This is a genomic window from Chryseobacterium sp. CH25, assembly GCF_004119455.1.
Taxonomy (GTDB): domain Bacteria; phylum Bacteroidota; class Bacteroidia; order Flavobacteriales; family Weeksellaceae; genus Chryseobacterium.
Window position 1 is genome coordinate 373,728 of sequence record NZ_NRQT01000002.1, and the last position, 23,872, is coordinate 397,599.

The window sequence follows — 23,872 nt, forward strand, 5'->3', positions numbered from 1 at the left end:
AACTTATTGTATTCAATTTATAGCTTATGAAATATAAAAATATGATTGTATATCGCTATACAGAGCAAAACAAAATTCTATCTGATTTTTACAATGAAGTTTAGATGGTTGTTCTATCTGCTGTCAAATAAATATAGCTAGGTGTTATTAAGAAACAAAATAAAAACAAAAAACCTTCCCATTGGGAAGGTTTTATATTACTCATAGCTTATCGCTCATTACTCATTATAGAGAAGCCGCGTGTACAAGCATATCAACTAACTTGTTAGAGTAACCCATTTCGTTGTCATACCAAGAAACAAGTTTTACGAAGTTAGGAGAAAGCATGATACCAGCATCTTTATCGAAGATAGAAGTTCTCTTATCTCCAACGAAGTCCTGAGATACTACAGCCTCTTCAGTATATCCTAGGATACCTTTCAATTCACCTTCAGAAGCAGCTTTGATTACTGCACAGATTTCTTCATAAGAAGCAGCCTTTTCAATTCTCACTGTTAAGTCTACTACAGAAACATCAACAGTTGGTACTCTGAAAGACATACCTGTTAATTTTCCATTTAATGAAGGAATTACTTTTCCTACTGCTTTAGCAGCACCTGTAGAAGAAGGGATAATGTTGTTTAGAGCAGCTCTACCACCTCTCCAGTCTTTCATTGAAGGACCGTCAACAGTTTTCTGAGTAGCTGTTGTAGCGTGTACAGTTGTCATTAAACCTTCTACGATTCCGAAGTTATCGTGGATTACTTTAGCTAAAGGAGCTAAACAGTTTGTAGTACAAGAAGCGTTTGATAAAATTTTGATATCATCAGTAAGTTCCTTGTGGTTTACACCCATTACAAACATTGGAGTATCATCTTTAGAAGGAGCAGAAAGGATTACTTTCTTAGCACCAGCAGTAATGTGTTTTGCAGCGCTTTCTTTATCTAGGAATAAACCTGTAGATTCTACTACGTAATCTGCACCAATTTCATCCCACTTTAGGTTGCTTGGATCTTTTTCAGCAGTTACTCTGATTTTTTTCCGTTTACTACAAGATCATTTCCTTCTACAGAAACTTCACCTGGGAAAATACCGTGTACAGAGTCATATTTTAACATGTAAGCCATGTATTCTGCATTGATTAGGTCATTGATTCCTACAACTTCAATGTTGTCTCTTTCAGTCATTGCTCTGAAAACAAGACGTCCAATTCTACCAAAACCGTTGATACCTACTTTGATTGTTGACATAATAGTTTGTTTTTATTAGATTTATAAAAATAATTAGATTGCTAAAATTTCTGAAATCAACATTAAATCTTTATTGATTTCATTATGTTTTTTAATGGCTTCTTCAATTGGTGTATACACCACATCGTTAGAACGCATTCCAGCCATTACATTGGTTTGTCCATCCATTAATCCTACTACTGCACCATATCCAAGTCTGCTGGCAAGCACTCTGTCTGCACAACTAGGAGAACCTCCTCTCTGCATGTGTCCCAAAACCGCTACACGAATGTCATAGTCAGGGAATATTTGTTTTGTTTTTTCGGCAAGGTCATAAACATTGGCTAGTTTTTCTCCTTCTGCCACCACTACAATGCTGGATGCTTTTCCTGTTTTTTCAGCTTTTCTGAATTTCTCAAAAAGATCATCCGTGCTGTCTTTTTTCTCAGGAATTAAGATATCCAAAGCACCTGTTGCCAAACCACTGTTTAATGCAATAAATCCAGCATCACGGCCCATTACCTCCACAAAGAAAACTCTGTTGTGAGAAGTTGCCGTATCACGGATTTTATCAATAGCATCCATAGCCGTATTTAACGCAGTGTCATACCCAATGGTATTATCTGTTCCAAAAATATCATTGTCGATAGTTCCCGGAATACCAATTACTCTGATTCCAAATTCTTCACTGAAGATCTTAGCACCGGTAAAAGTTCCGTCTCCACCAATACATACCAATCCGTCGATACCCAGCTTTACGCAGTTATCATAAGCTTTCTGACGGCCTTCTTTGGTTCTGAATTCAGTAGATCTGGCAGACTTTAGAATCGTCCCACCTTGGTTGATTATATTTTTTACGGAACGGGCTCCCATTTTAAGGAAATCATTGCTGATAAGGCCATTGTAGCCTTCCCTTACTCCATAGCATTCAATATTATAGTAATTGGCGGTCCTTACTACCGCTCTTAATGCTGCATTCATACCTGGAGAGTCTCCTCCTGAAGTAAGAACTGCAATCTTTTTTACAGCACTCTCTTTCATCTAGTAAAAAATTTCGAACACAAATTTACAAAAACAAGTTCAGATTATCACAGTAACTTTTCAATAGTTTTGAATATATAGAATTAAAAGCTTCTGAAATTTGTAGGTTTAAAAATATAACGCGCAGTTTTAGTCTCCGCAGCATTCACATCAAGATTATACCACGGTGAAATGTTTTTCTGAAAAGGGTTGGATAACAGATGTATAGATTGAGCAGGAGTAAATCCTTCGGCCAATAAAAATAATTTTTTTCCTTCCTTATTCTTACAGACTCCGGCAATAAAAACCACATGTCCCGGACTTCCGGGAGTGATGAGAATATCCCCAGTCTTTAAATCTGAGTTTTTTAGAACCGGTTGAGTTTCCTTATTGAGAGAAATCGTTCCCGCATAATTAAAAATGAGGTCCAGATAATTTCTAAAACTTTGATAAGCATCATCAAAACCAGCTGTTTTTCTAAAGTTTACAGCATTACCATTTACAAAAGCCCTTGTTCCGTTTTTATAATCATTCCAACTGAGCAGATGACCGCTGGTAAAATGAAATTTAATATCATCCGTCTTTTTAATTTTGTAGAGATATTCAGCTCTAAGACGAATGATAGCATCTGCACATTGTTGGAGGTCTTTATTTCCTGTGTCAATATTAAAAACCGCTTCGTGAAGATGCTGTGTAGAAATAGGAGTTTCGTCATATCTTAAAATCTGACTTCCGTAAGGTTTCAGTTTGAAATTTTCAATAAAATATCCGAAAGAATCAGGCTTTTCTTCCTGCCATTGATAATCTTTGGGTGGAGAAAACCTTTCCCTGATTGTATTTTTATCTTTATTGATTTGCACTGAAGTTTCAGAAGTTAGAATTTCAGTTTCTTGAGAATTTCGGTTTGATGTTGTTTTATCTTGAGTACAGCCCAATAAAACCAGGGCAATAACCACTCCTGAAATAATTTTTTTCATATTCATTTGATTCAGTTACAAATATGGGATTTTTTGTGAAAAGTTGATGCTAGTTTTTATTTCTACCACTTTTTTGCCACGAATGCACGAATTTATTTTTACATGTAAATAAAGATTTATAATTTATTCGTGCATTCGTGCCAATGATTTAACGGTATGCAATTTTATCGAAGATAAAATCCTTGCGTCTTAATAATACATTTTATTTAGAACAATCTTGCGCCTTAGCGTTTTCCAACAAAAAAATTATGTTAAGCAGAATAACAAAATCTGTCTAATCAGTTAAATCTGCGAAATTAACAATCAATTTTAAATTTCTGTATTCTCTATTTCAGGAATCAACAGCTTTCCCCAATCATTTAGCTGCCAAAGGATACTAACCAATTTTTCACCAAGCTCAGTCAGTGTATATTCAACCCTGGGGGGAAGTTCGTTAAAAGATTGTTTTGTCAAAATACCATCCTCAACCATTTCAGTTAATTGTTGATTCAGAACTCTGCGGTCTACTTTTGCTATTCCGCGCAAAAATTCACTTGGACGTTTTTTTCCTTCATTAATCTGCCAAACAATAGGAATTTTCCATTTTCCACTGATGGTATTCACGGCAACTTCCAATGGACAGATTTTATTTTCTTCAGCTCTTCCCTTTATTTCCATAAAATTGACTTTTTTATCCCTATGGGTGAAAAATATGCGTTATTGCTTTTCTGTAGCGGCTTTTAGACCTTTGTAAAAATAATAAAATAAAAAAAATAATGAATACTCTGGCTAAACAGATTGAAGATTTAAATCATGAATTATCTTCTCAACTTCCTCAGGAAATCCTGGAAGCTTTTGGAAAATCTATAGAGGATTTAAAGACACAAAGAATAGAGGAAAACAGCATTCAGATAGGAGAACAAATGCCTGGGTTTTCATTGCCTAATGCTTCTGGAAAGATCATTAATTCCGAAGATATTTTAAAAGATGGGAAAATAATTTTAGCTTTTTATAGAGGAAGCTGGTGCCCTTACTGTAATCTGGAATTAAAATTTTTACAGAATAATCTTTCTCAAATAAAAGATAAAGGAGCAACTTTAATTGCCATTTCTCCACAAAGTCCGGATCATTCTTTAAATATGACGGAGAAAAATAGTCTTGAGTTTGAAGTATTGACTGATATTGATAATAATTTTGCTAAGAGATTAGGTATTGCTTTCCAGCTACAGGATTTTGTAATTCCTTATTATAATGGTCTGGGAATACATCTTTCCGATTTCAATAAAAATAATGATCATACCTTACCTGTTCCGGCTGTTTTTGTAGTGGATGAAAATAGTTTGGTTACCTATAAATTTTTAGATGTAAATTACATGAATCGAATTGATGTGGAAGAGTTAATACAAGCATTATGACAGAAAAAAGAAAAGGAGCCCGTTCCATTAAAGATATTCCTGCCGATATTTTAATTCAGCTAAACAGAGGAGAAATTGAAACCGCTAATCTTACAGAATGGCTGGCAGTGGATCAAAAGCAGCTATTGGAAAACCTGTTACAACAGAATAACCGTGCAGATTACTTACAACCCATTCTGACCAGAGTAGACCAATTAAAAAAACAAACGGTGAATACCATTAATGAAGCTATTGGATTGGGAATTTTAGATTTCTCACTTAAAAATCAGGATGAAGAATTTCTTTCAAAGTTATCCACACATCAGGCAGATCTGGTTCGCTGCTGGGCTGCTTATACTGTTGGGCGGAATAATGCTTTTAGTATAGAGGGAAAATTGAAACAGATGCAGTCTTTTGCTTCAGATACTCATTTTGGGGTAAGGGAAATCTGTTGGATGACGGTGCGCTCAGATATTTCAAAGAATCTTAAAGAAAGTATATCTATTTTATCAGAATGGACCAAACATGAAAATGAGTATATCAGACGCTTTGCCAGCGAATCCACAAGACCGAGAGGAGTGTGGTGTGAACATATTGATGCTTTAAAACAAAATCCGGGATTAGGATTGGAAATTTTGGAGCCACTAAATTCTGATTCATCAAGATATGTACAGGACAGTGTGGGCAATTGGCTGAATGATGCCAGTAAATCTCAGCCGGAATTTGTAATTGAAACCTGCGATGAATGGCTTAAAGAAAGTAATACCAAAGAAACTCAATATATTGTTAAAAAAGCCTTGCGTACTATCCGTAAATAAAAGTTATCCACAATAAGTAGATGTAAATTAATGGATGTTTGTATACTTCTTAAATATAAGTGGTTATGTGTATTTTGTGTGTGGATTTAATTCTTTGAAGCAGACCAGATTAATCCCATTTGAAAAAGTTATCCACAATTTTAGAATTTGAATTCATAATCCTTTCATGTTTTTCTAAATAAAAATACTTGCCTAAATAAGAGTCATCTGTACAAATCTGTGTAATCCGTGGTTGAAAAAGTTATTCACAATATGGAGTTGTAGAATAAGTTATATTATATCTGTCACAAATATAGTTGGTTATAAAATAACACTGTTAAAAGGTTCTTCAGAAATAAGTCTAATTTCTGGTGTGGAAAAGTTATCCACAATATTATAATATGAATTGGAAGTTCTTTCAAATTTCTGCCATTTAATAAAGAACAATCATCTGTGTAAATCTGTGTAATCTGAGGTTAGAAAAGTTATCCACAATATCGGATTATGGAAAATGTGGAACAGTATCTAACATAAATATAGATAGTTATGAAATACGTTTATTAAAAGGCTTTTCAAGAATAAGTCTAATAAGTAGTGGTGGAAAAGTTATCCACAATATCATATTATGAATTAAAAACCCGTTCAGTCTTTTCAATTCAAAATTTGAACTTAAAAAAGTAATCATCTGTGTAAATCTATGTCATTCGTGGTCAAAAAAGTTATCCACAATATCAGGTTATGGAAAATGTGGAACAGTATCTTTCATAAATATAGATGGTTATGGAATAGGTCTGTTAAAAGGCTTTTCAAGAATAAGTCTAATAAATTGAGGTGAAAAAGTTATCCACAATATCAAAATATGAATTAAAATCTTTTTAAAATTTCTTCAAATGACGAAAACTACAGAGTTGTAATCTATCCTTGTCAAGGTTCTAAACCTTGACAAGGATAGAAGGATGGAGAAACCTGACTGAAGTATTTAAAAAAAAGAATAAGTAAATCGTATTTGAAAACCTTAAATGAATTAAAAGGCTTATTCAAAATTCAACACATTTAAAAAGCAACTATCTGTGGAAATTTGTATGATCTGTAGTCAAAAAAGTTATCCACAATATGGGATTATGGAAAATGTGGAGCAGTATCTATCATAAATACAGATGGTTATAAAGTGACACTGCTAAAAGGTTTTTCAGGAATAAGTCTAATTTCTGATGTGAAAAAGTTATCCACAATATGGAAATGTGAATTTGAAACGGTTTTTTAAAATCACCACTTCTCAGTCAAATATTTCCAATATCTTTTAGGAACATGCTGAACGTGAAGTTTCAAATTTTTTCTTTCTACAATATTGGTCTTTGTAAAGTATCGTTGCCAAAGCGTTTGATAATTTCTTTCCTCATCATGAAACTTTTCCTGATAATTTTTAATTTCCAGTTTCTCATCCGGATAAAAGAAATCAGAAGTTTCCAGATCATAAAGAATTCCATAATTTCTTCGTAAATCATAGATCATCCATTTCTGATCCTGATAGCGATCACTAAAATGTTTTCTGATTAAGGGAAGAACATTGAAATCAGGATCTATTTTTGAAAAGAAAATATCATCCTGCATTTTTTCAAAACGGACAAACGCGGTCATCCGATGACTTTCTCTGTCTACAGATTTACAGATTTTAGAAATCTTCATGATATCAGCATCCGCATAATTTTCAAGGATATTTTCTTCAGGATTCTTTACAGATTGTTTTACCGCAGATAATATGACTTTCTCCAATTCAGGATCTTCAGATAAAAAAACTTTTAAGAGCTTATGAATGCTTTGTTTTCCAAGGTTTTGTTCTAGTTTTTTTAATACTCTTTCGGATTTATCAGTTTGGGTGATAACCTCATGGATTTCAGCAAAAATATTTTCCTGATGAAATCTTTCTCTGGAAGTAATTTCTACGTCTTGATAACGATATTCAAAAACTTCAAATATCGCTGTAAAAAGGCCGTCAAAGCTGGCATCGTAGAGTAGAGTGGTCATCATTTAAAAACTATATAATTGGTCATTGCCATTATGAAGAAGAACTTCTATTTTTTATAACAGATTAATCTCAGCTCATTTTCATCAGTTTCGAGATGAAATTCTCCAATCATTTGTATGATTGCTGAGATTTTTTCCAAATCCTGTTCAGTGTCTTTAGCAATCGTTTTAGGAAATAAAAGATATTCTATTTCTTTATATTGAAGCCAGCCACCGAAAGAATTAATCCCTTCAAAAGCTGTATTCCAGTAATCGAATTCAAAGCTGCTGTTTTCATCCAGATATAATTCCCCAATGGTATCATTTTGAACCCTTTTGAATTGAATTTTCTTTATTTCATCCATATTATCCACAAGATGGTCAATAAGTTTGATCCACTTAGCATTAGACATAAAGTGCTGAGAGAATTTTGAAATTTCCTTTTCAATATTTTTCATCAGGTGGTCGTTTGGATGGATAGATTTTTTATTTTTCATATTAAAATAAGCTCAGCTGTTGTGAAAATTGATTATGAAACTTTGAAGAGCTTCCTCCCACCAATAATCTTCTAAAGTTTTTATCGGTTAAATATTTCAGATAGGCATTACCAGCATTAAAATCAATAAAATATTTAGCTCTGTTGATGGATGTTCCTAATTGTCTTAAATGATCCAGGTTTAAAATCTGAAATCGCCTCGCGCTCACAATTTTTTGAGCAGACTTTACCCCAATTCCGGGAATTCTTAAAATCATCTGATAATCGGCAGTTTGAATATTGACAGGGAACTGATCCAGATGTCGCAATGCCCAACTCAGTTTTGGATCTACTTCCAAATCAAGAAAAGGAACATTGGGATCTAAAATTTCTTCAGCTTTAAAACCGTAAAATCTCATTAGCCAATCAGACTGATACAATCTGTTTTCCCGAAGCATCGGAACTTCTGTAGTTAAAGAAGGAAGTCTGTTATCTTCTAGAACCGGAACATACCCGGAATAATACACCCTTTTCAGATTAAAATTTTTATAAAAATGATCTGCCACCTTAATAATTTGTAAATCATTTTCATTGGTAGCTCCTACAATCATTTGAGTAGATTGTCCTGCAGGAGCAAACTTAGGAACTTTCTTCAAAATCTTTTTTTCATCTTCATATTGGCTAATTCCTTTTTGGATATATCTCATAGGACTAATCATATCCTGTCTGTTCTTTTCAGGAGCTAATAATTTTAATCCGCTTTCTGTGGGAATTTCCAGATTTACAGAAAGTCTGTCTGCATATAAAGCTGCTTCCTGCATTAGCTCATCACTGGCCCCGGGAATAGATTTTAAATGAATGTATCCGTTAAAGTTCTCTTCCAGACGCAGTTTTTTGGCAACCCGGACAAGTCTTTCCATGGTTGTATCTGCATTTTTGAAAATTCCGGAACTCAGAAATAAACCTTCAATATAGTTTCTACGGTAGAAATTAATGGTAAGATCTACCACTTCTTCTACTGTGAATGCAGCTCTTTTTATATCATTTGAACTTCTGGATACGCAATAAGCACAATCATAAATACAATGATTGGTCAATAAAATCTTAAGTAGGGAAACACATCTGCCATCTTCTGTGTAGGTATGGCAGATTCCGCTTACAGAACTGTCTCCCAAAGCCCCTTTTTTATTTTTCCTTGTTCCTCCGCTTGATGAGCATGAAACATCATACTTTGCGGCATCAGCAAGGATTTCAAGTTTTTCTTTAAGGCGGTCAAAATTCATACTGTAAATGATTTGATATTATTTGTATCAATTGTTGTTTTAAAATTTGTTCAAATTTAATTCCAAAATTGATAAATGTCAACCTTTTTTCATAGAAGTTATCAACAAAAAAGACTCTCAAAATCATTATATTTACGCCTCATTAAAGTTTATATCATGAACCATAAACCCATCGAAGGTTTTTCCAAGCTTCCAAAGCAAGGGAAAATCGACTGGCTTGTAAACGAATATCTTGAAGGTAACCAGGAATATCAAAATATATTAAAACAATATTGGAATGAAGATGCGGATCTTCAGAAGCTTCACGAAGAGTTTTCTGAAAATACAATTTCCAATTTCTATATGCCGTACGGAATTGCTCCGAACTTTTTAATTGACGGAAAACTGTTGGCACTGCCAATGGCTGTTGAAGAAAGTTCAGTAGTGGCAGCAGCTTCCAAAGCTGCAAAATTCTGGATTGATAAAGGTGGTTTTAAAACAACCATCATCAATACTGAAAAACTGGGACACACTCACTTTATGTTCAGTGTTGAGCCACATAAATTATTACACTTCTTTAATTTCAGTTTAAAGAAAAAATTACTTGAATCTACAGAAGAAATCACTGCAAATATGAGAAAACGCGGTGGTGGAATTCTGAACATCAGTCTGGTGGATAAAACTGCAGAAATGCCGAATTACTATCAGTTGAAAGCAAGTTTTGATACCGTAGATTCAATGGGTGCTAATTTTATCAATTCATGTCTTGAACAGTTCGGAAAAACATTGAGACAGGAAGTAGCAACCAGCGAAGATTTCACCCAGGAAGAAAAGAATTCATTACAGATCGTGATGAATATCCTTTCCAACTTTACTCCTGATTGTGTTGTAAGAGCTGAGGTTTCATGTAAAATGGAAGACCTGAAGGATGATAGCGGAATTTCTCCTGAAGAATTTGCTTCTAAATTTAAACAGGCTGTAACAATTGCTGAAATTGAACCTTACCGTGCAACCACTCACAATAAAGGAGTTATGAATGGGGTAGATGCTGTTGTGATTGCAACAGGAAACGATTTCAGAGCAACTGAAGCCTGTGCTCATGCATATGCTGCAAGGGACGGACAGTACAGATCTTTAACACACTGTACAACAGATAATGGAGTTTTCAGATTCTGGATAGATCTTCCGATTTCTGTAGGAGTAGTAGGAGGATTAACTAATCTTCACCCACTGGTAAAATTCTCTTTAGCATTGCTTGGAAAGCCGTCTGCTCAGGAATTAATGAGTATTTTGGCTGTTTCAGGACTGGCTCAGAATTTTGCTGCGTTACGTTCATTAGTAACAACAGGAATCCAAAAAGGGCACATGAAAATGCATTTACTGAATATTCTGAACCAATTAGGCGCTACAGAAGAAGAGAAACAGCATTTTGTGACTTACTTCAAAGATAAGACGGTGAGTCATCATGAGGTAATTAATGAGTTTAACAGAATGAGAGGAAACTAATGTTACAGATTATCCTGCCTATCATATTTCTGATCTTTGGATTCTTTTTGAAGAAAACTACTTCACCAGGTTTTCAGAGTTCCAAGAGATTTGCCAACATGTTTATCATATTGGGGATCTCTACTTTAGTGGCTAAGTTTATTTTAATGTATTTAAAATCAAAATAGTGAAAAAGAGTGTCTTGGTTTTTATGCTGATTTCGGGGTTGAGTTTTTCACAGAAAAGCTTAAAAGTATCGGATTTGCAGCCAAAAACCGAAGACTCCACTTTTCCGGTGATTTCCTATGCTGAGAATCCTTTAGTAGAAAATAAAATTAATACATTCCTGCAAGTGAATGAATTGGAGTATGTTCCCAATTCAGGCTCTAATCCTTTTAAACTGGTCTCTACAGGAACAACATCTTATTCTAACTATGTTTATTTCTATAGTTGGGAAAAGTTGGAAACACCTAAAAATATTCTGAGTATTGGGATGGACGGTGAAGCTTCAGGAGCTTATCCTGAAAACTTTTCGGTTTGGAAGAACTTTGATCTGAGAACCGGGAATTTTATCAATATTCAGGATCTGTTTCAGGCCAGTTCAGTGAAAACAATAGAACGGTTGCTTGGAGAAAAGGTAAAGAAAAGAGTGAATGACTTTCTTGTTGAATTGAAGTCTGAAAAAAATCCACCTGAAGAAACGCAGGAACAGATTGGTTTATATGAAGAGTGTTCTACAGAGCAATCTTTGGAATATATCCAATATTTTTTTGGAAAAGACAGGCTGACATTTGTGGCAGGAAGATGTTCCAACCATGCTATGAGAGCTTTGGACGATCTTGGAAGCCACAAACTGGAATTGACGTATAAGGAATTAGAAAAATACTGGAGTCCTTATGCCAGAAATCTACTTAACGGATCCAATAAAGTGGAAAAAACCAGTTTCAGAAATAAGCTGTACAAAGGGAAAATTGATGGAAAATATCCCATTACGGTTTTAGTAAGCCGTTTCTATCCGGCTGATAATTCCTCAGAACTCAGTTCTTTTAATGCAGAATATTGGTATGATAAAAATAAAAAACTGATTCAATGGGACGGGCAAATGAAAGGGAATCATATTTCTATTACAGAAAATGACCATTATGATGATGCTACGAATCAATGGATTCCGAGAGCATTTGTAGAAGCAGATATGAACGGGAATAAAATTTCCGGAACCTGGCAGGACTATAAAACAAAGAAAAATTTAAGTATAGAACTAGAAGAATTATAAAATGAAAACAATTACCTTAGTTTTTGGAGCGGTTTACGGAATGGTATCTGTAATTCTGGGTGCATTCGGAGCACATGCTTTAAAGAAAATATTAGCTGTGGAAAGACTGGAAAGTTTTGAAACAGGAGTACGGTATCAGATGTATGCAGCTTTTTTCCTGCTGATTATCGGGTATATTTTAAAATTTGAAACGTCTGCTGAAAGATGGACATCCATTTTAATGATTGCAGGAACACTTTTATTCTCAGTGAGTATTTATTTTCTGAGTATGCAGGATTATTTAGGAATGAATCTTAAATTTTTAGGACCTATCACTCCGCTTGGAGGTCTGATGATGATCTTAAGCTGGGGGATGCTGATTCTTTATTTTGCTAAAAACAAAATCTAAGAATGAAAATTAATAGGAGAAGGCGGCTTATAAGAACATTTAACCTATTAGATCAACCTATAAAGTTTAATCCGTTCGTATTCAGCCGTACTTTTTTCATGTGGGCCTTTACAGGTCTGATAGGAGGTATTATTGCCGGTGGATACTGGATTGTACTGGAGCATTTTACTGAGTTTTTAGCTCACTTTCAAGGTTGGCAGGTTATTCCTACTATGGCTATTTGTGGTTTGCTGGCCGGGTTGGTGATCCACTTTATCGGAGATCCCGGAGAAATTCACCTGATTGTAAATAATATCAGGTTCAATAAAGGAAAGCTGGAACCCAAAAATAATCCATCCATGATTCTTTCATCGCTTTTTTGTGTGGCATCAGGAGGAAGTTTGGGACCTGAAGCTCCTTTGGTACAGGTTACGGGATCTACAGGAACGTGGCTCGGAAAAATCTTCAGATTAAAAGGTGAAGAACTGCGCTCACTAAGCATTGCCGGGATGGCTTCAGGCTTTACGGCTCTTTTTGGAGCACCACTTGGAGGAAGTCTTTTTTCCCTGGAAATTCTGCATCACAAACATGCGGTTGAATATTATAAAGCCATTATTCCGGCATTGGTAGCAAGCTGTTTCAGTTATCTGATGTTTGCTTTGATTATTCATCTGGGAATTGGAGCGACATGGGATTTGAAAGCTTACCATTATACCGGAGTGTATGACTTTTTATACGCAACCTTATTTGGTATTGTAGGAACCCTTTTCGGTTGGATTTTCATCTTCGTAGTAAAGTTTTTTAAAAAGATTTTTGAATACAGAAAGTTTCCGATCTACATCAAAACATTAGTGGGAGGGATTATTTTAGGAATTATTGCTTACAATTTTCCCATCACTAGATACTTCGGACACAATGAAATCAATCAGTTAATCGGAGGAAACTTCGGATTGAATTTTCTGATTCTGGTTTTGGTCTTTAAAATAGTTGCGATTGCTGTTACGGTAACTTCAGGCTGGAGAGGAGGTTTTATCATTCCTCTGTTCTTTGTAGGAACAACGTTGGGATTAATTATTCATAATTTATTTCCAAGTGTTGACACTACTTTGGCCATTGTAAGTTGTATGGCAGCCATTAATGCCTGTGTAACAAGAACTCCGATGAGTACCACCATTATTTTGGGAACACTTACTGGGTTTACTTATTTTGTTCCGATATTGTTTGCAAGTCTGACGGGATATTTCTTAGCTCCAAAGATCCCATTTATTGGATCTCAGTCTGAAAAATTAGCGGAAGAGTAATCATCATTAATGATAAAATTATGTCTGATTCATTTTAAAGATCAGAAATAAAAAAGTTCAGGAAATCCCTGAACTTTTTTGTTTTATAAAGAGAAATTTTCTTTCATCCATTTAAGCTTATTGAAACTTTTGACAAATTTCATTTGAATGGAAATAAACTTCTCCTGTGCATCTATCATTTTATTTTCCCTTGAATTGATCAGGAATAGAGAACTTTCACCATTGCTGTATCTGGTTTCTTCTGCGACAAGAAGTTTTTGATAATTCACAAGATTTTTTTGTGAAAGATTGATTTGAGTATGATAATTGACCAATTCATTTTTATACGTTTCTATTTTGGTCTGAAGTTCTCTCTTTTTAACTTGAGTATCAATCTGATTTTGTTCTATTTTCATTTTAGCAATCTGATAATGGGCTCTGGCCTCTCTTTGGAATACCGGAATTTCAAGCTTTAAACCATATTGAAAATTATTGTCAAAAAGTGGTAAATAATCTGCCCGATAATTTTCCTTGTTAAAGAAATTATAAGTGAAATCAAGCTTAGGAAGGAAACTCTGCCATTTCAGTTTACGTTCACTTTCTAAAATAGAGTGTTTCTGGTTATAATAAAGTACAGACCAGTGATCATTCAACTCTTTTGAGCTCAGTTCCTGCAGGAGAAATTCAAAATCTGAATAAGCTGTATGATCGGAAAGACGATCTTTAGGATACATAGGCTGTAAAATTTCATATATTTCGTGATTATCTTTCCATAAAAATAGATGAAGCTTCTGTGTATTTCGGATAAAGTTAAGATAAGCTTCCTGTTGCTGAAGTTCAAAGCTCTGCAGCTGAGAACTTGCTTCAACGGTATCTATAGCAGCTCTTTCCCCATATTCAAAAGTCTTTTGGGTAAGCTCCATACGTTTTCTGTTAATATTTACCACTTTAGTCTGCAACTGATAAACTTCAAAGCTTTGTACCCACTCCCAGTAGGTGTTTTCTGCCTCAAGAAGTAATTCATTAGTCAGAACAGTTTGCTCTGCTTCAGTCATTTTGGAAGCAAACTTTGCCTGATCCAATATAGCTCTTCTTTGATCATATAGCAGGTTTTTTGCCAAAGGAACTGTAATTCCCATGCTGTAGAGCCCACCTTTTGTATCACTGGAGTTTAGTTTTTCACCATCCAGATGATGGTATCCAGCCGTCAGATCAATTCCGTACCAGGTGGGAATGCCTAATTCGATATTTTTTTGTCTGTAATATTGAGTTCCATCAATATTTTTTTCGCCAAGCTTTCCCCCAAGAACTGGGTCAAAACGTCCTCTTGCTTTGGTAATCTCAGCTTGGGCAATCTTATTCTGGAGTTGATATTTTAATGCCAACGGGTGATAATTTTTAACTGCCGAAATGAATTCCTGAGCGGAAATACTTAAAGAATCCTGAGCAAGACCATGCTGGAAAAAAAACAGGATCAGAATAAAAAGAAATCTACTTTGTTTTTTCATATTTACCGGATTGCTCATTTTTTACTTCATAATAATCTGGTGGGAAGCCATTGATATTTCTCCAGAGTTCATACCATATCGGAACATCATTGAGAATAGCAATTCCCTGCACACCAGCACCCATCTTAATCTTTGGGGGCCATCTTTTCTCGTTTTTATCCTCTATAACTAAAGCTCTAAAAAGTCCGTTAGCACTGATGTTGCTTTCTACAGAAATAACTTCCCCTGCAAACGTTCCATAGCTGGAGTTAGGCCATCCTGAAAATACAATGGCTGGGAAGCCGTCGAAAATACACATAACACGCTGCTTTTCTTTAACAAGAGGAAGATCTACCGGCTTAATATAAATTTCCACAGCATAATCTACCCTGGAGGGAACAATGGTTCCTATGTTTTCTCCTTCTTTTAAAACTTCTCCAATTCCTGTTTTGTTGAGCTGTATGACCTGTCCGTCCTGCGAAGCGATAATGAAATATAAACCCTGTCTTGCTTTATAGTTGGCCACCTGGTTTTCAAGCTTGGCGATTTCTCCTTCACTGCCTTCAATCTGTCCCATATTCTGAAAACGTTCCCCTTCTATTTTACTGAGCTTTTCTGTGTAATCCTGAATTACAGAATTTTGCTCAATGCCTACATTGATGATTTCCTGGCGGGTTTGAGCTGTTTTATTTTCTGAAGCTGTTTTTTTGGCAATGGAGTTTTGATAAGAAATACTTCTCTGCTGAAATTGAGTAAGAGAAACCAAGCCTTCCTCATACATTTTTTTCTGCCTGTTAAACTGATCCTCAGATAATTTAAGTTCATTGATAGTCGCTGCCAGTTCGGCTTCCTCACCGGTTAGTTTATTGTTGAGCTGGCTGATTTTTATCTTGAGCTGATTAAGCTTTAGATCTCTTGCTGAATGTAGTGCCTGAAGCTGGCTTTTAACCGTCCCTACTTTAGCTTCATAAAAGTCTCGTACTCCTCTTTTAGCATTAACCTGTTCCTGGGTTCTTTGAACCAAAAGCGGATCTAAATAATCGTCCTTTATTTCAGAAAGCTGCAGTAAAGTATCACCCTTTTTTACATAGTCTCCATTTTTCACATTCCATTTGATAATTTTCCCCGGAATAGGAGAGTGGAGCTGCTGAGGTCTTTGTTCCTGATAAAGAGAAGTAACATTCCCTTTTACTTTTATATTCTGCGTCCAGGGAAGAAATAAAGTGATAAGACCCCCAATGAAAATAAACATAAACCATCTTTTGACTCTTGATTTTTTATGAATATGATATATTTTGTCAAATGACTGTAATTCCATTTTACTGATTTTTATAGTATGTTTTTGATGTACCGTTTTCCAGATGAATGTGCTGATCTGCATACTGAAGCAGTTCAGGATCCTGGGAAACGATAATGATGGTTGTTTCTTCTTTGATCTTCTGCAGATACTGTATCATTTTTTCCTGATATTCTTCGCGGATGCCAGCAAAAGGATTTTCCAGGATGATGAGTCTTTTTTCACCCAGAAGAGCACGAAGTAATAAAATTTTCTTCTTTGAACTGAATGTAATTTCCGGATCAGTCTCACTGACTTCAGTAAAGAATCCACTGCTGAACATGCTGGAAATGTTTTCTATTCCTATGCTTTCAGAAAGTTCAAGGATATCTTCGGTATGACTTTGTGTATTTCCTAATGTGATATTTTCTTTTACTGTTCCCTGAATAATTTTCATATTTTCAAGGTAAAGACCAATGTGATTTCTAAGCTGTTGTTTCTCAATATTCTTTAATGGAATTTTATCAAACAGAATAGTTCCTGAGCTGGGTTCAAAAAATCCTGTAATCATATTGAGAAGAAGTGTTTTTCCGGCTCCTAGTTTACCTGTTAATATATTGATGCTATTTTCTTTGATTTTAAAATTCAGATCAGAAAGTATGGGTTGATGATCATTAAATGAGAAACTGACATTTTTGAATTCAATCTCTATCCCTTTTTCTTTCTGAGATAATTCAATCTCACCATTGAGTTCTTCTTTAAGTTCAGTAATCTTTGAAAGTTTAGCAAAAGAAGCAATAAGGTCATAATAGCTTTCAAGACTTACAATCAGTTTTTCTACTGCAGACATAATACTCAAAACAACAATTTCTGTTGCAATAAAGGCTCCTATATTTAATTTTTGATTAATCAGAAGATAGGTTCCAATGGCAAGCATGGCTAATGTAATGATCACCTTAAAGGCAATAATTGTTTTGTATTGAAAAACAAGAACTTTGAAATGGGAAGTTCTGTGTTTAAGATATTCTACCACCCGATTATCGGTTCCTTTTAAATGGGCATTGTTTTCAGCATGCATTTTAAATGTTTTCACAGATCCGGCAATATCTTCTATCCACGCAGCGGTATCATATTTCTTATTGCTTTCTTCAATACTGGATTTAATCCCACTTTCCATCGTGTATCTGAAAATAATAACCACAGAAATAATAACCAATGCTCCGAATGCCAGAAACCAGGGATGGTAAAAAGAAAGTAAAAGAATTCCAAAAACAATTTGAATCAGGGCAGTAGGAATTTCCAGCAAAATTTTTGAAATACCTTTTTGTAAATTCTGGATATCAAAAAACGGTTAACCAGTTCTGGGAGATAATATTTTCTTGTGTAAGAAAGATCTACTTTAGGTATCTTATCTGCTATAGCAATGGAAAACTCTACAAATATTTTCTGTTGTATTTTTTCAATAATCTGGATAACCTTTAGTCTGAAATATCCGGCAAGCCACGTTCCGATGACTACAAAAAATATAAGAATGTATATGGATGTAGTCATTGTAGCGCCCATCACAAAGCTCACAATAGACTGTATCCCCAAAGGAACACTCAGTAAAACAAGACCATTGAGGACGGCATAAAAATAAATATTAGTAACATCTTTTTTCTCTTTTGTAATGTAACGGAGTAGTCTTTTACCCTGTTCATTGGCTGTTATTTCCATTTTTCTTTTTTACGAAGGTTAAATATTTATCTGCTTTAGACTTTCCAATAAATAATGGACATTAGCTATCGGAAAATAAAGCCTGGAAGTTTCCCATTTTAAAATATCTGCATACGATTTGGGGTACTGAAATTTTTGAAACAGATATAATAGTTAGAACATTAATACTTTTCTAAATCAGATTTTATGATTCGCTTTGACTGATTTTTAGCAGCAGTTCCGTTGGGTTTTCTTTTTTCTGAATCCTGTATATAAAGCCTTACATAGATTGTGAATTTTATCTGAAAACATATAGATTATAGCTCTGTTGTTTCGTGGCTTCAAAGATAATGGATGAGATGTTGTTAATATTCTTATCTACATTAGAATGAGATTAAAATGTCATTAGAAAATGACGTGCAGATTTCATTTTTTTATGATCATTATCATATTATTCATAGATTCACGGCTTGGAATCTATGAAGATTGCTTATAATCTTACCGAATGAATTAAAAGTTCAACAAATTTCTTTTTAACCTTGTTCATTTTTAGTAAATTTGTCAACCTTTAAATATTAAAATAAAATAATAAAAATAATATGAATCTTCACGAGTATCAATCAAAAGAGATTTTATCAAAGTATGGAGTAGCTATCCAACGTGGTTTCGTTGCAAACAACGTAGATGAAGCTGTAGCAGCTGCTGAAAAATTGACTGCTGAAACTGGAGCTCAGGCTTGGGTTGTAAAAGCACAGATTCACGCAGGTGGTCGTGGTAAAGGTGGGGGTGTTAAGTTTTCTCCAAACATGGATAAACTTAAAGAAAACGCTCAGAATATCATCGGAATGCAGTTGGTAACTCCACAAACTTCTGCTGAAGGTAAAAAAGTACACTCTGTTTTGGTTGCAGAAGATGTTTATTATCCTGGAGAATCTGAAACTAAAGAATTTTATGTTTCTATTCTTTTAGATAGAGCTGAAGGGAAAAATACAATCGTATATTCTACTGAAGGTGGTATGGATATTGAGCACGTTGCTGAAGTAACTCCTCACTTAATCCACAACGAACTTATTGACCCAGCTATCGGTCTTCAAGGATTCCAGGCTAGAAAAATTGCTTTCAACCTAGGTCTTGAAGGAAATGCATTCAAAGAGTTTGTGAAATTTATTTCTTCTCTTTACAATGCTTACACAGGTATTGATGCATCTCTTTTCGAAATTAATCCAGTGTTGAAAACTTCTGATAACAAAATTATCGCTGTAGATGCTAAAGTAACTTTAGATGACAACTCATTATTCCGTCACAAAGACTTAGCTGAACTAAGAGATACAAGAGAAGAAGATCCAATGGATGTAGAAGCTGGTGAAGCTGGTCTTAACTTCGTAAAACTAGACGGTAACGTTGCTTGTATGGTAAATGGTGCTGGTCTTGCTATGGCAACTATGGATATCATCAAATTATCTGGTGGTAACCCTGCTAACTTCCTTGACGTAGGTGGTACTGCAGATGCTCAGAGAGTACAGACTGCTTTCGGAATCATCTTAAGAGATCCAAACGTAAAAGCTATCTTAATTAACATCTTCGGAGGTATCGTAAGATGTGACAGAGTTGCTCAAGGTGTAGTAGATGCTTACAAAGCTATGGGTAGCCTTCCTGTTCCATTGATCGTAAGATTACAAGGAACTAACGCTGTAGAAGCTAAAAAATTAATTGATGAGTCTGGTCTTCCAGTTCACTCTGCAATTACTTTAGAAGAAGCTGCAAACAAAGTAAAAGAAGTTTTAGCTTAATCTAAAATTTTCAAATAAATAAGAAACCGTTCCAATTTTGGAACGGTTTTTTAATGCGTATAAGAAACGGTATTCATGAAAAAATTATACATCCCGGAACCATGTTCTGAAAACTGGGAATCTATGTCTCCACAGGAAAAAGGTAGGTTATGTTCTGCCTGTAATAAATGTGTTATTGATTTTACACAAAAGAAACCTCAGGAGATTCAACAAATTATAGAAGAAAAGAAAGAGGAGCAGATCTGTGGCAGATTTTATAATCATCAGCTGAAAATGCCTGATCCGTCTGAAAAATTGAAGGAACGCTTCTTTACATATATCCCATCTTATTTACAAAATACTAAAATAGCATTCTTATTATTTTCTTTCGTCTTATTCTTAATAGGTTGTTCAAAACCCAAAGAAGAGGTTTGTATGACGACAGGATTGGTAGATATCATAGAAGAGGATTCTACCATTACTAAGAAAGACTATGTTATGGGAGAACCTATGATGATAGACGATGATACTGTTGCTAAAATCCCTAAAAAAGATAGTGCTGTAATTCCTAAGAAACACAGTACAAAATAATTTGTTGGAATTATACGAAGGACCAAAAGCTTCTCTGGCCAAGAATACACAAATTTTTTGATGCAATAATAACTCTAGCTTTAGACTTATAAATCCAAAATACTACTCTATATACCTATGTGGCTAAAAATTTAGAATCACATAGGAGCATAGATTTATGTATAAATAAAATGATTCGTGAATTCGTTGCTATTATCAACAGCATAAAATTTTATCGCAGATAAAATCTTTGCGCCTTAAAAAGGTCAAACCTTTGCGTCCTTGCGAATTCCAACAAAAAAAAGCCACTCCAAACATTTGAAGCAGCTTTCTATTATATTAATATATCCACAAACATCTGTGAAATCAGTAAGATCTGTGGGGAATTAAAATCAATTATTTATCCTGGCTTTCCGGTAAATTATTTTCTCCACTTGTAATACTGATGCTTGTAGGAGTAACCAGTTGGATTTTATCTACATCAAACCGCTCTTTAATATTTAAATAAGCCTTACTTCTTACCTGTGCCAGGTTAGCTCCAATCTTGATCCAGAATTTAACCTGCAGATTAAAAGACCCCTGCTTGAGATCTGTAAAAATTACTTCTGCAGTATCCAGCTTATCCACATTGTCAAGATTCTTTACCACCTCCAGAATACTTTTCTGAGCTTTACTGATGTCTTCATCAGCCGGAATTTCAAAATTTAAGATAATTCTGCGTTGAGGTGAAGCCGTAATGTTATAAAACGGAGCATTAAAAACTACCTGATTGGGGATATATGCTTTCTTTCCGTCATCCGTAAGGATTTTAGTTGTTAGAAATCCAATTTCCTGTACGGTTCCGGAATGAGTTCCAATCGTAATATAATCACCCACTTTAAAAGCTTTATCAATACCAATCAACATTCCTGAAAAGATACTTGATACAAGATCTTTTAAAGCAACTCCGGCAATAACTCCGGCAACCCCTAAACTTCCGATAAACTTCCAGAGGAAACCACTGAAGCCCATAATTTCTAGGGAAATAAATGTTCCAAGCAGCATAATCAGGAATCTGAATACACTGATTAGAGTAACCAGTGAACTCTCTTTCTGGCTTTTCGGAAAGAATCTGTGAAATAGTTTTACTGCAATTTGGCTCATGTATTTACTGCTAATAAGAAAGAATGTAAATACTAAAATGCCGACAATTAATTTGGGAGTAAGCTCTGCAAACGTTACATACCAATTCTCCAATACCTTATACACCAAGTCTATGTAGGTGAGCCCGGTTTTCTCCATGAATAAAATTTTACATTAAAGATATAAATTTTCTTCAAAAAATTTTGCTAGTATCAAAAAGTCTACTAAATTTGTAGACTAACAAACGCGAAATATTATGTCAATCAAACTAGGAGATACAGCACCCAACTTTCAGGCAGAATCATCTTTAGGAGATATCAACTTTTATAATTATCTGGGAGATTCATGGGGAATTCTATTTTCTCATCCGGCAGATTATACACCGGTATGCACTACAGAATTAGGATATACCTCTAAATTAAAGTCTGAATTTGCTGAAAGAGACACCAAAGTGATTGCCTTAAGTGTGGATGGAGTAGAAGATCATCAGAACTGGATAAAAGATATTAATGAAACCCAAAATACGGATGTACAGTTTCCGATCATCGCAGATAAAGAAAGAAAAATTTCTGAGCTCTATGATTTTATTCATCCTAATGCTTCTGCTACAGCAACGGTGCGTTCCTTATTGATTATTGACCCGGCTAAAAAAGTGAGGCTTATTATCACTTATCCAGCCTCTACAGGAAGAAATTTTAATGAAATACTGAGAGTATTGGATTCTTTACAGCTTGTGGATAATTATCAGGTTGCTACTCCTGTAAACTGGAAGAATGGGGAAGATGTGATTGTTCCGCCTGCAGTATCTACGGAAGATGCTATCAAAAAATTCCCTAAGGGAGTGACTGAAATAAAGCCGTATTTAAGATATACGCCCCAACCGAATACATGATTTATTTGATTTTTTATAGTTTAGTTTTAATTTGTACGAAAAGCGACCCGAAATTTATTTCGGGCCGCTTTATTTTTTATAAGTATTTCAGTGATTACTTAACGTCGTTAATGATTTGTTTTGCTTTAGACGTTGGAAGATAAATCTGGAATCCTAAACCAAAAGTAATTTTGTTAGTATATCCACCGCTTCCGAATCCAGCGTTTGCATCATATTTCACTAAACCTTCTAAACCAATGTTTGGCGTAATGAAGTAAGAATAACCAGGACCAAATCCGAAGTTAAGACCGTTAGAAGAAGAACCTCCTTTAGAGATAGACATTCCTCCAACACCTACATTACCTTCGAAGAACCATCTTCCGTGGTGTAGTAAGTTATTCACTCCTTTTTCTCCCGGGTTAAGATAGTAACGTCCTAATGCTCCAACATTATATGTGAAAGTAGTTGGTGCATCTTTAGCTCCTTTAAATCCTAAATCTACATAACCCCCTACTGCAAGATTATCTTCAATGAAATAGGCTCCTTTTGGCTGAATGGCAAAGTCATATCCTGCTCCTTCATTTAACCCAAAATTTGCACCTGCAAGGTTACCCCCTACCATCCAATTACCTTTCTGAATCTGAGCGTTTGCAGTTGCTGTTAAACCTGCTATAGCTAATACTCCTGTTAAAATAAGTTTTTTCATAATTTATTATTTTAATAATTAAATGTTTATTATTCACGAATTATAGAAAAAACAATAAATGTGCCAGAGTCTTAATTTTAGACAATTTTTCTAAATTAATGTTAATAATATCAATAAGATAGGAAGTGTATTTTTAACATATTTATTGAATATTTCACAATTAATGAGTAGAGAAGTCGGTGAAGTGTAAAAGAATGATTATATCGTTCTAGAATCTTCAGTGAGTTTCTAAAACTTCTTTTCTGTTTCTAAATTAACAAAAGAAGGATGGAGATAACAAGTCCTGCAATCGTAAACTTGATCCCACGCTTGAATGCTTTTGTCTTAGGATTAAACATCCAGAAACTTGAAATAACAAAGAAGAAAAGAGCCACTCCGAAAAATACACTTAGAGGAGCAATAGCATCTTTAGACTGTGATTTGTGAAGAGAAACCATTTTATCCAGTACAAATGGCAGTTCCATTTTTGAATACTTAGCCACTCCTGTTGCAGAATCATAAGTACCTTTTTTGAAATGAAGAACAGTACCTTCGGTTTTTTCTACTTCAAGACCTTTCATCTTCAGCTCCTTTTTCAGTTCTTTTTCAGATAGGTTGGCAGATAGAGTTTTTTCGTACTTTTTTTCACTCTTTAAAAAGTCTGTGTCTCTGTACACCAGAATAATTCCACTTACTGCATACACAGCCATAATACCCGCCAGAAAATATCCCAGATAACGGTGTGTAATTCTCATGAAACTTCTTGTGTCTTTAATCTTGTCCATATCGTTTTTTTGTTTTGTTTTTAAATTGTAAAAGTGGAAACTGCAAAAATGCAATTTCCACTTTTAATAAAGAAGTAATTATAAAGTTAAT

General features: G+C 34.7%; 22 protein-coding genes and 1 pseudogene. 9 read left to right on the forward strand and 14 right to left on the reverse strand.

The genetic code is table 11. The annotated features are described in order from the left end of the window. Positions 1–225 precede the first annotated feature (225 nt). The 4 genes and pseudogenes from gap to BOQ64_RS07105 form a co-directional block, all read right to left on the reverse strand. A pseudogene (gene gap / locus BOQ64_RS07090) lies at positions 226–1,229 on the reverse strand (type I glyceraldehyde-3-phosphate dehydrogenase). Between the two features lie 33 nt (positions 1,230–1,262). Next, the gene (gene pfkA, locus BOQ64_RS07095) at positions 1,263–2,249 is read right to left on the reverse strand and encodes a 6-phosphofructokinase (RefSeq protein WP_129054532.1); all 987 of its coding nucleotides are present in this window, start codon (positions 2,247–2,249) and stop codon (positions 1,263–1,265) included. An 83-nt stretch (positions 2,250–2,332) separates the two neighbouring features. Beyond that, on the reverse strand, positions 2,333–3,205 hold the full coding sequence (locus BOQ64_RS07100) for a DUF4846 domain-containing protein (protein ID WP_129054535.1): 873 nt from the start codon (positions 3,203–3,205) through the stop codon (positions 2,333–2,335). A gap of 309 nt (positions 3,206–3,514) precedes the next feature. Continuing rightward, complete coding sequence (locus tag BOQ64_RS07105) at positions 3,515–3,862, reverse strand: winged helix-turn-helix transcriptional regulator (protein ID WP_129054536.1); 348 nt, start codon at positions 3,860–3,862, stop codon at positions 3,515–3,517. Positions 3,863–3,960: 98 nt separating this feature from the next. Between BOQ64_RS07105 and BOQ64_RS07110 the strand changes: the two genes are divergently transcribed. Together BOQ64_RS07110 and BOQ64_RS07115 are read left to right on the forward strand one after the other, a co-directional pair. Next, positions 3,961–4,599 carry a peroxiredoxin-like family protein gene (locus BOQ64_RS07110; protein WP_129054538.1) on the forward strand — a complete coding sequence of 213 codons (639 nt, stop codon included), beginning with the start codon at positions 3,961–3,963 and terminating at the stop codon, positions 4,597–4,599. After that, positions 4,596–5,396, forward strand: a complete 801-nt coding sequence (locus BOQ64_RS07115) for a DNA alkylation repair protein (protein WP_129054540.1) — start codon at positions 4,596–4,598, stop codon at positions 5,394–5,396. The genes BOQ64_RS07110 and BOQ64_RS07115 overlap by 4 nt, the downstream gene beginning before the upstream one ends. 1,245 nt (positions 5,397–6,641) lie before the next feature. Here the strand turns inward: BOQ64_RS07115 and BOQ64_RS07120 are convergent. From BOQ64_RS07120 to BOQ64_RS07130, 3 genes are read right to left on the reverse strand one after another with little or no spacing between them, the layout of a single operon-like run. Beyond that, positions 6,642–7,403 carry a TIGR03915 family putative DNA repair protein gene (locus BOQ64_RS07120; RefSeq protein ID WP_317127565.1) on the reverse strand — a complete coding sequence of 254 codons (762 nt, stop codon included), beginning with the start codon at positions 7,401–7,403 and terminating at the stop codon, positions 6,642–6,644. 44 nt (positions 7,404–7,447) lie between these two features. Beyond that, positions 7,448–7,876 carry a hypothetical protein gene (locus tag BOQ64_RS07125; protein WP_129054542.1) on the reverse strand — a complete coding sequence of 143 codons (429 nt, stop codon included), beginning with the start codon at positions 7,874–7,876 and terminating at the stop codon, positions 7,448–7,450. Between the two features lies 1 nt (position 7,877). After that, positions 7,878–9,137 carry a putative DNA modification/repair radical SAM protein gene (locus tag BOQ64_RS07130; RefSeq protein WP_129054544.1) on the reverse strand — a complete coding sequence of 420 codons (1,260 nt, stop codon included), beginning with the start codon at positions 9,135–9,137 and terminating at the stop codon, positions 7,878–7,880. 156 nt (positions 9,138–9,293) lie between these two features. On the opposite strand from BOQ64_RS07130, the gene BOQ64_RS07135 reads away from it, so the two are divergent. From BOQ64_RS07135 to BOQ64_RS07150, 4 genes are all read left to right on the forward strand, one after another. Beyond that, positions 9,294–10,622 (forward strand): hydroxymethylglutaryl-CoA reductase, degradative, encoded by a 1,329-nt coding sequence (locus tag BOQ64_RS07135; protein WP_129054546.1) that lies wholly within the window; start codon positions 9,294–9,296, stop codon positions 10,620–10,622. Between the two features lie 166 nt (positions 10,623–10,788). Continuing rightward, a complete protein-coding gene (locus BOQ64_RS07140) occupies positions 10,789–11,874 on the forward strand; it encodes a hypothetical protein (protein WP_129054548.1) in 1,086 nt (361 codons plus the stop codon). 1 nt (position 11,875) lies between these two features. Continuing rightward, positions 11,876–12,262 (forward strand): DUF423 domain-containing protein, encoded by a 387-nt coding sequence (locus tag BOQ64_RS07145; RefSeq protein ID WP_129054550.1) that lies wholly within the window; start codon positions 11,876–11,878, stop codon positions 12,260–12,262. 2 nt (positions 12,263–12,264) lie between these two features. Continuing rightward, complete coding sequence (locus BOQ64_RS07150; protein WP_129054552.1) at positions 12,265–13,542, forward strand: chloride channel protein; 1,278 nt, start codon at positions 12,265–12,267, stop codon at positions 13,540–13,542. Positions 13,543–13,625: 83 nt separating this feature from the next. Here BOQ64_RS07150 and BOQ64_RS07155 read toward each other — a convergent pair whose 3' ends face one another. Genes BOQ64_RS07155 through BOQ64_RS23755 form a run of 4 tightly spaced genes read right to left on the reverse strand, consistent with a single transcriptional unit; the run spans position 13,626 to position 18,000 of the window. Further along, positions 13,626–15,029, reverse strand: coding sequence for a TolC family protein (locus BOQ64_RS07155; RefSeq protein ID WP_164975773.1), 1,404 nt, complete (start codon positions 15,027–15,029; stop codon positions 13,626–13,628). Beyond that, positions 15,013–16,326, reverse strand: coding sequence for an HlyD family secretion protein (locus BOQ64_RS07160; protein WP_129054556.1), 1,314 nt, complete (start codon positions 16,324–16,326; stop codon positions 15,013–15,015). Before BOQ64_RS07160 ends, BOQ64_RS07155 begins: the two co-directional genes overlap by 17 nt. Before the next feature lies 1 nt (position 16,327). Then, the gene (locus tag BOQ64_RS07165; protein ID WP_228448255.1) at positions 16,328–17,590 is read right to left on the reverse strand and encodes an ABC transporter ATP-binding protein; all 1,263 of its coding nucleotides are present in this window, start codon (positions 17,588–17,590) and stop codon (positions 16,328–16,330) included. Beyond that, entirely contained in the window at positions 17,566–18,000 is a 435-nt protein-coding gene (locus BOQ64_RS23755) for a hypothetical protein (RefSeq protein ID WP_228448257.1), read from the reverse strand. The genes BOQ64_RS07165 and BOQ64_RS23755 overlap by 25 nt, the downstream gene beginning before the upstream one ends. 578 nt (positions 18,001–18,578) lie before the next feature. Here BOQ64_RS23755 and sucC point away from each other — a divergent pair. Both sucC and BOQ64_RS07175 read left to right on the forward strand, forming a co-directional pair. Beyond that, entirely contained in the window at positions 18,579–19,769 is a 1,191-nt protein-coding gene (gene sucC, locus BOQ64_RS07170; protein ID WP_034694875.1) for an ADP-forming succinate--CoA ligase subunit beta, read from the forward strand. Positions 19,770–19,844: 75 nt separating this feature from the next. After that, a complete protein-coding gene (locus BOQ64_RS07175; RefSeq protein ID WP_129054560.1) occupies positions 19,845–20,339 on the forward strand; it encodes a hypothetical protein in 495 nt (164 codons plus the stop codon). Positions 20,340–20,714: 375 nt separating this feature from the next. Here the strand turns inward: BOQ64_RS07175 and BOQ64_RS07180 are convergent, their stop codons facing one another. Beyond that, complete coding sequence (locus tag BOQ64_RS07180) at positions 20,715–21,599, reverse strand: mechanosensitive ion channel family protein (RefSeq protein ID WP_129054562.1); 885 nt, start codon at positions 21,597–21,599, stop codon at positions 20,715–20,717. Between the two features lie 97 nt (positions 21,600–21,696). Here BOQ64_RS07180 and BOQ64_RS07185 point away from each other — a divergent pair, with 97 nt between their 5' ends. After that, positions 21,697–22,332, forward strand: coding sequence for a peroxiredoxin (locus tag BOQ64_RS07185; RefSeq protein ID WP_129054564.1), 636 nt, complete (start codon positions 21,697–21,699; stop codon positions 22,330–22,332). A 94-nt stretch (positions 22,333–22,426) separates the two neighbouring features. Here BOQ64_RS07185 and BOQ64_RS07190 read toward each other — a convergent pair whose 3' ends face one another. Both BOQ64_RS07190 and BOQ64_RS07195 read right to left on the reverse strand, forming a co-directional pair. Further along, positions 22,427–23,017 (reverse strand): outer membrane beta-barrel protein, encoded by a 591-nt coding sequence (locus tag BOQ64_RS07190; RefSeq protein ID WP_066697146.1) that lies wholly within the window; start codon positions 23,015–23,017, stop codon positions 22,427–22,429. Positions 23,018–23,265: 248 nt separating this feature from the next. Continuing rightward, on the reverse strand, positions 23,266–23,781 hold the full coding sequence (locus BOQ64_RS07195) for a hypothetical protein (RefSeq protein ID WP_129054566.1): 516 nt from the start codon (positions 23,779–23,781) through the stop codon (positions 23,266–23,268). Positions 23,782–23,872 lie beyond the last annotated feature (91 nt).

Excerpts from the sequence above, each read along its gene's own strand:
- BOQ64_RS07135 (WP_129054546.1), top strand. The coding sequence starts at position 9,294 with ATGAACCATAAACCCATCGAAGGTTTTTCCAAGCTTCCAAAGCAAGGG.
- sucC (WP_034694875.1), top strand. The coding sequence starts at position 18,579 with ATGAATCTTCACGAGTATCAATCAAAAGAGATTTTATCAAAGTATGGA.
- BOQ64_RS07150 (WP_129054552.1), top strand. The coding sequence starts at position 12,265 with ATGAAAATTAATAGGAGAAGGCGGCTTATAAGAACATTTAACCTATTA.
- BOQ64_RS07185 (WP_129054564.1), top strand. The coding sequence starts at position 21,697 with ATGTCAATCAAACTAGGAGATACAGCACCCAACTTTCAGGCAGAATCA.
- BOQ64_RS07115 (WP_129054540.1), top strand. The coding sequence starts at position 4,596 with ATGACAGAAAAAAGAAAAGGAGCCCGTTCCATTAAAGATATTCCTGCC.
- pfkA (WP_129054532.1), bottom strand. The coding sequence starts at position 2,249 with ATGAAAGAGAGTGCTGTAAAAAAGATTGCAGTTCTTACTTCAGGAGGA.
- BOQ64_RS07145 (WP_129054550.1), top strand. The coding sequence starts at position 11,876 with ATGAAAACAATTACCTTAGTTTTTGGAGCGGTTTACGGAATGGTATCT.
- BOQ64_RS07100 (WP_129054535.1), bottom strand. The coding sequence starts at position 3,205 with ATGAAAAAAATTATTTCAGGAGTGGTTATTGCCCTGGTTTTATTGGGC.
- BOQ64_RS07110 (WP_129054538.1), top strand. The coding sequence starts at position 3,961 with ATGAATACTCTGGCTAAACAGATTGAAGATTTAAATCATGAATTATCT.
- BOQ64_RS07130 (WP_129054544.1), bottom strand. The coding sequence starts at position 9,137 with ATGAATTTTGACCGCCTTAAAGAAAAACTTGAAATCCTTGCTGATGCC.
- BOQ64_RS07120 (WP_317127565.1), bottom strand. The coding sequence starts at position 7,403 with ATGATGACCACTCTACTCTACGATGCCAGCTTTGACGGCCTTTTTACA.
- BOQ64_RS07180 (WP_129054562.1), bottom strand. The coding sequence starts at position 21,599 with ATGGAGAAAACCGGGCTCACCTACATAGACTTGGTGTATAAGGTATTG.
- BOQ64_RS07125 (WP_129054542.1), bottom strand. The coding sequence starts at position 7,876 with ATGAAAAATAAAAAATCTATCCATCCAAACGACCACCTGATGAAAAAT.
- BOQ64_RS07190 (WP_066697146.1), bottom strand. The coding sequence starts at position 23,017 with ATGAAAAAACTTATTTTAACAGGAGTATTAGCTATAGCAGGTTTAACA.
- BOQ64_RS07175 (WP_129054560.1), top strand. The coding sequence starts at position 19,845 with ATGAAAAAATTATACATCCCGGAACCATGTTCTGAAAACTGGGAATCT.
- BOQ64_RS07155 (WP_164975773.1), bottom strand. The coding sequence starts at position 15,029 with ATGAAAAAACAAAGTAGATTTCTTTTTATTCTGATCCTGTTTTTTTTC.
- BOQ64_RS07105 (WP_129054536.1), bottom strand. The coding sequence starts at position 3,862 with ATGGAAATAAAGGGAAGAGCTGAAGAAAATAAAATCTGTCCATTGGAA.
- BOQ64_RS23755 (WP_228448257.1), bottom strand. The coding sequence starts at position 18,000 with ATGGAAATAACAGCCAATGAACAGGGTAAAAGACTACTCCGTTACATT.
- BOQ64_RS07160 (WP_129054556.1), bottom strand. The coding sequence starts at position 16,326 with ATGGAATTACAGTCATTTGACAAAATATATCATATTCATAAAAAATCA.
- BOQ64_RS07195 (WP_129054566.1), bottom strand. The coding sequence starts at position 23,781 with ATGGACAAGATTAAAGACACAAGAAGTTTCATGAGAATTACACACCGT.